An 11,079-nucleotide genomic window follows, 5' to 3' on the forward strand; every position below is an offset into this window, starting at 1 on the left:
AGTTGGTGCCCAGAGAGCGGAGTTGGTGCAAAAAGTTGACTAGTTCTAGCATAGCCGATGCCCAGTAAGTAGTGATAGTACAAAAATGGACTACCTCCGCTTACCTCTGCTTAACCCCGTCTACCTCAGCTTCCCCCCAGCCTACCTCAGCTTCCCCCCATCTATCTCCGCCTACCGCCGCCTATCCCCGCCTACCTCCACCTATCTAAGTCAACCTCCCGCCGCATCCCCTTTTTCCCCACCTCAGCCGCCTCCATACACTTGGAAGTTCCGAATATTGAACTAAAATTCAGAAATTAATCGATCAAAGCCAATTGATGGAACTTCACCAGCTCGTCCGCGACCGAACGGCTGATCAGGTCGAGCAGCAGCCGGCCGCGCTCGGCTGAGGCGGCGCCGGCGTCGTCGCTGTAGCCGTCGATCGCGGCCCAACTGCCGTGGCGTTGGATAAGCGGTCCCGCCGACGGATCCTTCGGATCGGCGGGAACCGCACGATGGCCCGAGCGCGGCAGCGGCAGCAGGTCGGTGCGCACGAGGTCGGGCCGCATCGCCAGCATAAGCGACGTCTCGAAGCCGCCGGCATGGCCGGGCACGATGCCGAGCTCGGCGGCGCGACCCTCCTGCACGATCCGCTCCCAAGCGACCGTCCAGTAGGAGGAAGCGCCGGCGTTCACTGGCGCTCGCAGCGCCAGTTCCCGTGCGGCGAGACGAATGCATTCCTCATTGCCGCCGTGGCTGTTCAAGAGAAAGATACGCCGGAACCCGCTGCTCACCAGCGAATCGGTCAAATCCCGCAGCACGTCGATCAGTGTAGCAGTCGACAGCGACATAGCGCCGGGATAGATCAAATGGTGGTGCGAAGCACCATAGGCAACCGTAGGCGCAACGAGCATCGGGACGGATGCACCGGCGAGCTCGGCAGCCGTGGAGGCGATCGTCTCCGCGATCAGCGTGTCGACCATCACAGGCAAATGGGGGCCGTGCTGCTCGGTGGCCGCCACCGGCAGGATGACGGTGGCTTGCGGCGCCCACTCGCCGATTTCGGTGCGAGTCAACTCATGAAGCAGCAGGCTGCCGGGCCGATTGGCGCTTGGTACCATGGGTAGAATCCTCCTTTACACAACATATTGGGTATATTATACTTTGTTTTATCAAATCTTTGAAGTGCATTTCAGTATATGGAACCAAAAACATTCGGAGGTGCTCTCACATGCAAGAAACGCGCAATTTTCTCGCTCGTCTTGGTTTTCCTACTACCGATGCCCATGATTTGCCAACATCCGCGAAACGATTTCCCGACGGCGCTCAAGTTCGGATCGAAATTCCGAGCGTAGAAGGCCCGCAGGCTCTCGCGGCAACCTTGGAGACGGCTAAAGAATACGGCGTGCCTATTCATAGGGTGTCCCAAGGAAGCGGTATCATGCTGCTGACGGACGCGGAAATCCGCGAAATGCTTGAGCTGGCGGCTGCAAACGGCGTCGAGGTCAGCTTGTTTATCGGTCCCCGCACGACATGGGACATAACTGCAGCAGGTCACACGCCAGCCGGGAAAGGGCAAGCGCTGCGCCATGAAGGGATGGATCAGCTCGTCTATGCGCTCGAGGACCTGAAACGCGGCTGTCGGCTGGGGCTGCGCGGCGTTCTGGTCGCGGACGAAGGTTTGTTGTATATTGTCAATGAAATGAAAAAAGCGGGCGAGCTGCCGGCCGACCTAGTTGTAAAAGTGTCCGTCTCAATGGGGGCGGCGAATCCGGTTTCCGTACGCAACATGGAGCTGATGGGGGCGAACACCTACAACTTGCCGACATCACTCACTTTGGCGCGGATCGGCGGCATCCGTCAGGCGGTCGACATGCCGTTGGATCTGTACGTCGAAGCGCCTGACGACTTCGGAGGGGCGATCCGCCTGTACGAAATTCCCGAAATCGTGCGCGTCATCTCTCCGGTCTACATCAAATTCGGCTTGCGCAATGCCGCCGGCGTGTACCCTAGCGGGACGCACATCGAGCATATGGCCGTCGCCCAGTGCCGGGAAAAAGTAAGACGTGCCGCTCTCGGTCTAGATGTCCTGCGCCGTTACTATCCCGATGCGATTATGTCCGAACCGGGTGCAAAAGGATTAGGCATCCCGCAAATAACCAAGATCTCTGTATAATCAGCGTCAATCCTAAAAGAAGGAGGCCGACCGAATCGATGTCGACTACTCCACTATCGATTGCTGTGATCGGCTGCGGAGACATCGTCATGTCGCAGCATATGCCGACGTTCGCGGAGAACCCTTCCGTGCGTTTGATGGCCGTCTGCGACGCGGACCCGCAGCGGGTCGACGCCGCGCTGGCGGCTGCAGGCGCAACAGCCGAATACGGCACCACCGACTACAAGCGCATCCTGGCTGACGAGCGAATCGAGGCCGTGTTCGTCTGCACTCCGCCGTGGGTGACGCCGGGCATCACGATCGATGCGCTGTCTGCGGGCAAACATGTGCTGTGCGAGAAGCCGATGGCGACCTCGCTCGAGGATGCCGAGCGCGTCGCCGAGGCGGAGCGCGTGAGCGGCAAACTGCTGCAGGTCGGCTTCACGTACCGGCACGGTCCGCTCATGGATGCGCTTCAGCGTTGGATCGCCGAGGGTCGCCTCGGTCGTCCGCTGCAAATCCGCATCAGCGTCTATGACGAAGTTTGGGACCCTACGGGCAATCCAGAGCTATACGACCGCATCTTCCATACATTGCGCCACGGGCCGCCCTGTATTCATGACGGCGCGCATTCCGCCGACCATCTCGCTTTCCTGACCGGCTCTACGCCGGTCAAGGTAACGGCGCAGGGCCTCAAGACAAGGCCCGAGTTCCCGGCGCCGAACTACAATACGGCGATAATCGAGTTCGCGAACGGCGACCAGGCGAAGCTGGAGGTCGCCTGGTTCCTGCCGCACTTTCCGCCGGGCGAGTTTCAGATCATGGGCCCTTCCGGTACAGCCTATATGGACCGCGTCAACAACGAAGCTGTGCTTGTCCAGGGCAAAGTGACGGAACGAGTGCAGCTCGGCGAAAATCGGGTGCGATCCTGTTTCCGTACACAGCTGGAGAAATTCGTCACCAGCGTCCGTGCCGGCACGACGCCGGTTCCGGGCAGCCGGGAAGGCATCGCCAGCCTGAAGCTGACCCAAGCGATCGCGCACGCGATGGAGTCAGGAACGCCAGTCAGCATGAGTCCGAACAGCAAGGAGGCGTCCGCGCAATGATTATTGATATGCACGTGCTTGTAGGGGAAGCTCGGTACCATTCCGTCGATCCGGCGAAGCTGATCGAGCAAATGGACGCCTGCGGCATAAGCGCTGCTCTTATCAGTCCGATCGACCGCGAGATGGCCGTCGACAATCGTAACGGCAACGACCGGGTGCTGGAGCTGTCCCGGCGGTATCCGGGGCGGTTCCACGCCTATGCGACGGCCAATCCGTGGTACGGCCAAGCCGCTGTGGACGAACTGGAGCGAGCACTCACCGAAGGCGCCGCAGCCGTCAAGCTTCACCCGCCGCTGCAAGGATTCACGATCATGGAGACGCTCGTCCATCCGCTTATCGAGGTGGCGGCCAAACATCGCGTCCCGGTTTACGTTCACACCGGCACGCCTGCTTTCGCGTTACCGATGCAGCTTAGGGAACTGGCGCTTACGTTTCCGGAAGTTCCTTTCATCATGGGCAAAAACGGCAAAACCGACTTCTGGATCGACGTTGTGCCGGCGATGGAAGGCGTGCCGAATATTTACGCGGACACGGCGCATGATTTTCCCGAACGCGCTATGGGGCGAATGTACAGGATGTTTGGCGCCGAGCGCCTTCTTTTCTCGAGCAATCACCCCGTCGGCCGCATGCCGCTTGAATTGGACAAGGTCCGCGATCTCGAAGTGTCTGCTGAAGACAAGGCTGCCATTCTGGGCGGAAATATCCAGCGACTGCTGCAAGCCCGTATCGGATGAGGAAAGGAGCCGGCTCACTAATGAAAATCGACTTTCACGTCCATCAACCGGCCCGCCAGCCGGATGGGACTTACCCATTTACTGCAGACGAATATATCGCCTACATGGACGAGCTTGGCATCGACATCAGCGTCATGCTGACAATCGACGGCTTCTGGCAAGATCCGGTCGCCTGCAACGATTACTTGGCCGAATGGATTTCCCGTGCTTCCGTGCCCGGCCGCCTTATTGCTTATTGCACCGTGGATCCGCGTAAACCAGGTGCGGCTGACGAAGTGGAGCGCTGCGTTACCAAGCTGGGCATGCGGGGCATCAAGCTTCACAACTGGCTGCAGGGCTTCAGCCCGCTGGAAGAGTTTATGGCGCCGGTTTGCGAGAAGGCGGCCGAGCTCGGCATTCCGCTCTTTTTTCACGATGGCACGCCGCCTTATTCAACCCCGCTGCAGATAGCGCATCTGGCTGTACGTCACCCGAATTTGAATGTCGTGCTCGGGCACGCCGGTCTTCACGATATGTGGCAGGAGGCGATTGCCGCAGGTCGGAGACACCGCAACGTCTATCTGTGCATGAGCGCGACACCGCCGTTCGCGATGGAGCGGATTGTGGCCGAAGTGCCGTTGGAGCAGATCGTGTTCGGCACGGACGGAGGATTGTTCCACCAACCGCGGCAGCCTTATGTCGATTATCGGTTTCGGGAATTTGAGACGCTGGATATACCTTCTGAGACAAAAAGCCGCATTCTCGGTGAAAACGCGCTTCGTTTGCTAGGGCTAGAGTGGAAATAAGTGAAGAAATGAGGGGCAGCTTGTGAAAATTACTGCAATCGAAACGATTCCCGTGCAAGTGCCGATCCATCCGGAGCGGGCGATCCGTTCGGGGCGCGGCAGCCATATCGTCTCGCCGTTCCTGCTCGTCAAGGTGCATACCGATGAGGGGATCACCGGTCTCGGGGAAGTGTCGTGCACGCCGGGCTGGAGCGGGGAAGATCAAGTGACGGCGGCGCATTTCATCCGAAATTTCCTGGCTCCGCTGATGATCGGCGAGAACCCGTTGCACATCGAGGCGCTGACGCAGCGCATTCAGAAGCGGATCGCGCATAACGCCTTTACGAAGGCGGCGCTCGAGATGGCGTTGTGGGACATTCTGGGCAAAACCGCCGGACTGCCGGTTTATCGGCTGCTGGGCGGCCCCGTGCGGGAGTTTGTGCCTACGAAGTTCTCGATTACGGGCGTTGAGCCGGAGAAAGCGGCGGAGATCGGGGCTTGGGCGGTCGAGCAAGGCTTCCGGAAAATGAAGGTCAAGGTCGGCACCAGCCCCGATGTGGACGTGGCCCGCGTGATGGCGGTGCGCGCCGCCGTCGGCCCCGACATCAAGCTCGGCGTCGACGCCAACGGTGGCTGGTCGCCGCGCGTGGCGGTGCAGACGATCCGCCGGCTGATGGAGGCGGACATTTACTTCGCCGAGCAGCCGGTGCAGGCGCTCGACATGGCTTGGATGGCCGATGTGCGCAGCCAAGTCGCCGTGCCGGTCATCGCCGACGAGAGCCTGTACACGCTGCAGGACGCGATGGCGCTTGTCCGTGCCGGCGCTGCGGACGTGCTGTCCGTGTACATCGGCAAAGGCGGCGGCATCGGGCCGGCGCGCAAGGTGGCGGCGGTGGCCGAGGCGGCTGGGCTCACTTGCACGGTGGGCAGCAACCTTGAGCTCGGCGTCGCCAGCGCAGCGATGATCCACCTGGCGATGGCCACGCCGGGTATCGGTGCCGAGGAGTATCCATGCGATATCCTCGGGCCGTTCTTCTACGCGGATATGCTGCTGGCCGATCCGCTGCCGATCGTGGGCGGCCAGGCGCGGCCGCATGAGAAGCCGGGCCTCGGCGTCGAGCTCGACGAGGAGAAAGTGGAGCATTATCGCGTGAAGTAAAGATAATGGGCAGGAACGGGAACGGTATTGGTCAGGAGAGGAGGATAATCCGATGTATACCCCTCGCGGGCAAGGCGCCCGCATCAGCTGCGACTACACGTATCGCAGTCATCGAATCGCCGTGCTCGAACACGAGACACTGGCGATCACACTGCTGCTCGACCAAGGCGGCAGCATCGTAGAGTTCCGTCACAAGCCGACCGACATCGACGTCATGTACAGGTCGCCGTGGGGAATGCGTACTTGGGGGAGCTGGGTGCCGACGACCGCCCATCCGCGCGGCAGCTGGATCGACCATTATCCTGGCGGCTGGCAGCCGGTTTTCCCTTCCGGCAGCGGCCCTTCCAACTACAAGGGCGCCGAGGAGGGCACGCACGGGGAAGTGTGCCTCATGGGCTGGACGCACGAAGTGATTGCGGACGGGCCGGACGAGGTGGGCTTGCGGATGAGCGTCGAGACGCAGCGGCTGCCGTTCCGTCTGGTGCGGGAGCTTCGGCTGCGGCAGGGCTCGGATGCGCTCGAGATACGCGAGACGGCAACGAACTTGAGCCAGCAGCCGATGCACGCGATGTGGGGGCAGCATCCGGCGCTTGGCGAGCCGTTTCTCGGCCCCGAGCTCGAGCTGCATCTGCCGCCGTGCCGCATCGCGCGGGCGCCTGGCAGCGTTAGCGGCGGGTCGCCGTGCCGTGTCATGCCGGGCACGAGCGGCCACTGGCCGACGCTGCCGGGGCATGGTTCGTGCTCGAGCACGGAACATAAAGATGGCGAAGCAGAACTGCTTGGACAGTCGCCGTGCCTAGGCACGGGTATGTCTACAGCGGCAACAGAGTCCGGGACTGACGTACCGGCCGGGCCCAACGGGCCAGCCACGACTGCGGCAACAGAGTCCGGCGCCGCCGCGCCGTCTGTCGACCTGCGCCGCTTCCCGCCGCGTGGGCGGCCGGCCTCGGACATGCTGTACGCGTCCGAGCTGGCCGAGGGCTGGGTAGCGGCAACGAACAGGCCGCTCGGCGTCGGCTTCGGCTTGAGCTGGCCCACCGAGCAATGGCCCTACCTGTGGATCTGGCAGGAGCTCGGCGGGCATACGGCTGCGCCATGGTTCGGCCGTGCCTATGCACTCGGACTCGAGCCGTTCAGCAGCTTGCCGGACGCGGAGACGCCCGGTCTCGCCGGAGCGGTGGCGAACGGCACGGCGCTGCTGTTCGAGCCGCAGGAGAGCCGGACGGTGACGTTTTACGCCTCTCTTTTCGCCACCGAGGAAGGCAAACGCCTCTCCAGATTGACGCCGGACGGCCGGGCGGAATGGACCGGATAACGATTAACTGGCTGACGAATCTAACAAAACCCGGGAGGGCATAGCGATGATCGATTATCATACGCATTTGGGTGAACCGAATCACTACAGTGCGGACTACCTGGCCGAAGGGTTCAAGATGCGCGGCAAGCCCGTGCAGCGCACGACGCCGGACGAGCACTACGAGGCGATGAAAGGCGTGGACAAATGCATCGTCCTCGCGTTCCGCAGCCGCCACCTCGGCTTCGAGGTGCCGAATGAGTATGTGGCGGAGTATTGCCGCCGCGATCCGGAGAAGCTGATCGGCTTCGCCTGCGTCGATCCTCATGATTTCAACGCGCTCGACGAGCTGAAGGAATGCGTGACGAACCTCGGCCTGCGCGGGCTCAAGACAAGCCCTATCTATCAGGCGTACGACCCGCTAGATCCCCGCATGATGCGGATTTACCGCTACTGCGAGGACAACGGCTTGCCGATCCTCACCCATCACGGGACGACATTCCCGAGACGCGCGCCTATGAAATGGGCTCACCCCGAGCAGGTGGAGGAAATTGCTCTCGCCTTCCCGGAGCTGCGGATCATTATTGCCCATATGGGTCACCCATGGGAAAACGAAACGATCAGCGTCATCCGCAAACATCCCCACGTATATGCGGACGTGTCGGCGCTTTACTATCGGCCTTGGCAGCTGTACAACTCGCTTACTTTGGCGAAGGAGTACGGCGTCTGGCGCAAGCTGATTTTCGGCACCGACTTCCCGATTTGCACGTTCGAAGACTCTATCGCAGGTCTGCGCAAGGCGGCGGAGTATGCAAGCCAGATGCCGTTCCCGAGCTTCACGCCGGCGGACATGGAAGCGCTGCTGCATAACGACATTTTGAAGGAACTGAACTTGGCCTAAAGAAGGAGAGGTGACGGCGAAATGGGAAAGCAGGAAATTCGCACGGAAGGCGCTCCGGCGAGGGTAGGGGCGTATTCGCAAGGTCTGCGGGTCGGCGATTTCATCTATGTGGCCGGGCAGGTCGGGCGGGACCCGGTGACGACGGAGCTGGCCGAGGGCATCGAGGCGCAGACGGCGCGGACATTGGACAACATCCGGGCGATACTGGAAGCCGGTGGAGCCACGATGGACGATGTGGTCAAATCGACCGTGCATTTGAAGGACTATAGCTTGTTCAAGCCGTTCGACGCGGTGTACGCTACGTACTTCTCCGAGCCGCTGCCGGTGCGGACGACGGTGGGCAGCTTTTTGCCGAAGGCGTTGGTGGAAATCGATGTGGTGGCGTATGCGCCTATGAAAAAGTAAGAAAAGCTTGTAGTCGAAGCTGTTCGATGAAGTGCATTCGTGTCGAGCGGTAGCTTCTCTTGTTAATCAGATGTTTAACGCCTTCGACTACTTAATCCTGAGTTATAAACAAAACCGCCCCTTGCTGGGACGGTTTTGCTGTTGTAGTTACTTTGACGGTCGCCTGCTTGTTGAGAAGGTGGCGAGACTGGAAGAAACCACCCGGGTGGGGGAATCAACCTCTACTCAGCTCCCTGCTGCCGACGCCGACAGCTGTGCTCGGGCCCGGCTGCAGCGATAGCAGCTGTCATCTCTGCACAGAAGCGCCGCCGGGTTGCGGCTCAGCAGCTCGACCGTGCTCGCGATCACGTCCTGGCCTACGACATGCTGCACGAGCGCTTTGCCGATCATCGCGTCGCGGATGCTACTCTTCGCCCGCAGCGATGCCTCGATCGCGCCGAACGCTCGGCTGCAGCCGGGATGCTCGTGCACTGTGTAGGTGAGCTCGTCGGAGCCGCTCTTGATCGTAATCGAGGTCGGCCATGTCGGATCGAACGGGACGCCGAGATAGGGAACGCCAGCATGTGCCTCCCCGACATGGACCGTCGAGTTGCTCGTATGCCCGACGCCGAGCAGCAGGATGCCCCCGCCCGAGCGGGCGATGCGGTCCAGCGGGCTGTCGATGCCAAGGCCCGGCCGGCCGTGATGGCTCGCGCACAGCTCGTCGGCCCCCTCTCCGATCGCGGCGATCGAGTGGGTCGGGTGCAGCGAGCGAACGGCTCCGCTGCGCTTGCGCAAAATCTCGGTGAGCGCGCCGGTGCGGCTCGGGGACGTCTCTGGATCGAACGTCTCGTTGAAGTATGTGAACGTGGGAACGGCGATCAATCCTTCCGGACCTACGCATTCCAATAGAGCGTCTAGCACCGTTGCGGCGCCGCCTTCGACAGGTCCGAGCGCGCGCAAGGCGCTGTGCACTAGTAGTCGGCTGCCGGGTGCGATGCCCAGACGGCGGAACGAATCGACGAGGGTTTGATGAGAGAGCATGGGGAACCGGTTCCTCCTTGAATGCGGGCCATTCCACAGTCAGCGAGGCACCGCTTGTAACGAGCAGCTCCTGTCTGGTAGAATAGTTCCGTATACTGAACTTTATTTCAGGTTGCATCTTCTTGTGTAAAGTATAACATCCCTGATTGGACCATACAATCCGATTGTATGCCGTGCATCGGCCCATTGTCCATAGGTCGCAGGAGTTAGAGGGATTTGCAGCAGCAAGCAATAATTAGCAGTAGTTAGCAGGAGAGTGTGAGTGCCGTGAGCAATCAGGAATCCAAAACAAGAATGATCCCGAACGTCGATCGAGCGTTCAAAATGCTGGAGTTGCTGAGCGACTCCCCGCAAGGAATGAAATTCGCCGACGTCTGCACGCAGATGTCGCTGGCGAAGAGCAGCGCCTTCGTCCTGCTCGAGAACCTCGAGACGCTCGGCTATATCGAGAAAACGGCGGAAGGCCGATACCGTACGACGCTGCGGCTGTTCCAGCTCGGCAGCAAAGTGCTGAACCACCTTGACATCCGCCAGATTGCCTTGCCGCATATGAGCGCGCTGCGCAACAAAACCGGGTTCCCAGTCCATCTGGCTGTCATTGATGGAGCGGATGTCGTCTATCTCGAGAAAGTGGAGACGTCGGGCTTCGTCCGGTTCGACACGTACATCGGCAAGCGGGCACCCGTCCACTTGACCGCCGTGGGCAAGGCGATCGCCGCCTACCTCCCCGAGCATCAAGTCGAGCACATCATCGCCGCTCGAGGCTTAGGCGGTGGCACGGAAAAAGCGGTCACGACGCCTGCGGAATTCAAAGAATCGCTGCGTGCGATTCGCCAACTCGGCTATGCGCTCGACGACGAAGAGGAAGTGCTCGGCGTGCGCTGCATCGGCGCTCCGGTGCGGGATCATACGGGCAAAGTCACCGCGTCGATCAGCATCATCGCGCTGCACCGGGAGCTGCCGGCGGCTCGTTTCTCCACCTACAGCGAGCAGGTAATCGAAGCCGCGAACCGCATCTCGGCAGCGCTTGGCTGCCCCGCTTCCAAGCTGCGCTAACGCCAGCCGGACCGCCTTGCCGGACACCCCCGTTTGCAGCTCAATCCATCATTCGCTACTTTGGATACGGTGCCCACTTCCCGTCGAAGACTAGGTGGAGTGAAAAAAAGATTTTGCCGAGTTTTCCAAGAACCGATCCGATGAAGGCAACTATTTGTTCATTTTCATCAGCGGAGTGGCAATATACTCGAAAAGAGCAAGGGGGGAACCGACGGTCCCCCCTTCTTTTCATTTGTTTTGTAGGCTGACGATGAGAACTCATGGTTTCCTGGAGTCACCGGCCACAGGGTGCTAATTGCGCAACTCTCAGCTGGACCCCGACGTTTTCCGCCCCTCTCTCGTTCCCGGTCAGGTAACCTCGACTTCTTAGGAACCTCCTTCTTGAATTCCGACATTCTGGGTTACGGTGATGATGGTTCTGGCCTTACCCATACTCATTGCAATTGAATCTTGCCACTGGTAGGCCAGGACATACCTTTGTAAGACTACAGTATTATACAACC

11 protein-coding genes are annotated in these 11,079 nt (G+C 60.5%); 9 read left to right on the plus strand and 2 right to left on the minus strand.

What is annotated here, in order from left to right; genetic code table 11:
* Positions 1-296: 296 nt before the first annotated feature.
* Positions 297-1,100, minus strand: a complete 804-nt coding sequence (locus PKO02S_RS30010; RefSeq protein WP_127588695.1) for a creatininase family protein — start codon at positions 1,098-1,100, stop codon at positions 297-299.
* A gap of 110 nt (positions 1,101-1,210) precedes the next feature.
* Between PKO02S_RS30010 and PKO02S_RS30015 the strand changes: the two genes are divergently transcribed.
* Genes PKO02S_RS30015 through PKO02S_RS30050 form a run of 8 tightly spaced genes read left to right on the plus strand, consistent with a single transcriptional unit; the run spans position 1,211 to position 8,497 of the window.
* The gene (locus PKO02S_RS30015; RefSeq protein ID WP_127588696.1) at positions 1,211-2,155 is read left to right on the plus strand and encodes a U32 family peptidase; all 945 of its coding nucleotides are present in this window, start codon (positions 1,211-1,213) and stop codon (positions 2,153-2,155) included.
* Between the two features lie 38 nt (positions 2,156-2,193).
* On the plus strand, positions 2,194-3,240 hold the full coding sequence (locus PKO02S_RS30020) for a Gfo/Idh/MocA family protein (protein WP_127588697.1): 1,047 nt from the start codon (positions 2,194-2,196) through the stop codon (positions 3,238-3,240).
* Entirely contained in the window at positions 3,237-3,974 is a 738-nt protein-coding gene (locus PKO02S_RS30025; protein ID WP_127588698.1) for an amidohydrolase family protein, read from the plus strand. Before PKO02S_RS30020 ends, PKO02S_RS30025 begins: the two co-directional genes overlap by 4 nt.
* 20 nt (positions 3,975-3,994) lie before the next feature.
* Positions 3,995-4,759, plus strand: coding sequence for an amidohydrolase family protein (locus tag PKO02S_RS30030; protein WP_164821772.1), 765 nt, complete (start codon positions 3,995-3,997; stop codon positions 4,757-4,759).
* Between the two features lie 22 nt (positions 4,760-4,781).
* Positions 4,782-5,897 (plus strand): mandelate racemase/muconate lactonizing enzyme family protein, encoded by a 1,116-nt coding sequence (locus PKO02S_RS30035; protein WP_127588700.1) that lies wholly within the window; start codon positions 4,782-4,784, stop codon positions 5,895-5,897.
* 52 nt (positions 5,898-5,949) lie between these two features.
* Entirely contained in the window at positions 5,950-7,212 is a 1,263-nt protein-coding gene (locus PKO02S_RS30040; protein ID WP_127588701.1) for an aldose epimerase family protein, read from the plus strand.
* A 46-nt stretch (positions 7,213-7,258) separates the two neighbouring features.
* Complete coding sequence (locus PKO02S_RS30045; RefSeq protein WP_127588702.1) at positions 7,259-8,092, plus strand: amidohydrolase family protein; 834 nt, start codon at positions 7,259-7,261, stop codon at positions 8,090-8,092.
* 21 nt (positions 8,093-8,113) lie between these two features.
* Complete coding sequence (locus PKO02S_RS30050) at positions 8,114-8,497, plus strand: RidA family protein (protein ID WP_127588703.1); 384 nt, start codon at positions 8,114-8,116, stop codon at positions 8,495-8,497.
* 225 nt (positions 8,498-8,722) lie between these two features.
* Here PKO02S_RS30050 and PKO02S_RS30055 read toward each other — a convergent pair whose 3' ends face one another.
* Positions 8,723-9,520 (minus strand): AAC(3) family N-acetyltransferase, encoded by a 798-nt coding sequence (locus tag PKO02S_RS30055; protein WP_127588704.1) that lies wholly within the window; start codon positions 9,518-9,520, stop codon positions 8,723-8,725.
* A 267-nt stretch (positions 9,521-9,787) separates the two neighbouring features.
* On the opposite strand from PKO02S_RS30055, the gene PKO02S_RS30060 reads away from it, so the two are divergent.
* Positions 9,788-10,576 (plus strand): IclR family transcriptional regulator, encoded by a 789-nt coding sequence (locus tag PKO02S_RS30060; RefSeq protein WP_127588705.1) that lies wholly within the window; start codon positions 9,788-9,790, stop codon positions 10,574-10,576.
* Positions 10,577-11,079: the final 503 nt, after the last annotated feature.

This window comes from Paenibacillus koleovorans NBRC 103111 (assembly GCF_004000845.1).
In the GTDB taxonomy this organism is placed as follows: domain Bacteria; phylum Bacillota; class Bacilli; order Paenibacillales; family NBRC-103111; genus Paenibacillus_AA; species Paenibacillus_AA koleovorans.

What these genes read in the sequence shown, in the direction of transcription:
- PKO02S_RS30020 (WP_127588697.1), top strand. Translation starts at nt 2,194, where the DNA reads ATGTCGACTACTCCACTATCGATTGCTGTGATCGGCTGCGGAGACATC.
- PKO02S_RS30010 (WP_127588695.1), bottom strand. Translation starts at nt 1,100, where the DNA reads ATGGTACCAAGCGCCAATCGGCCCGGCAGCCTGCTGCTTCATGAGTTG.
- PKO02S_RS30050 (WP_127588703.1), top strand. Translation starts at nt 8,114, where the DNA reads ATGGGAAAGCAGGAAATTCGCACGGAAGGCGCTCCGGCGAGGGTAGGG.
- PKO02S_RS30040 (WP_127588701.1), top strand. Translation starts at nt 5,950, where the DNA reads ATGTATACCCCTCGCGGGCAAGGCGCCCGCATCAGCTGCGACTACACG.
- PKO02S_RS30030 (WP_164821772.1), top strand. Translation starts at nt 3,995, where the DNA reads ATGAAAATCGACTTTCACGTCCATCAACCGGCCCGCCAGCCGGATGGG.
- PKO02S_RS30055 (WP_127588704.1), bottom strand. Translation starts at nt 9,520, where the DNA reads ATGCTCTCTCATCAAACCCTCGTCGATTCGTTCCGCCGTCTGGGCATC.
- PKO02S_RS30015 (WP_127588696.1), top strand. Translation starts at nt 1,211, where the DNA reads ATGCAAGAAACGCGCAATTTTCTCGCTCGTCTTGGTTTTCCTACTACC.
- PKO02S_RS30025 (WP_127588698.1), top strand. Translation starts at nt 3,237, where the DNA reads ATGATTATTGATATGCACGTGCTTGTAGGGGAAGCTCGGTACCATTCC.
- PKO02S_RS30045 (WP_127588702.1), top strand. Translation starts at nt 7,259, where the DNA reads ATGATCGATTATCATACGCATTTGGGTGAACCGAATCACTACAGTGCG.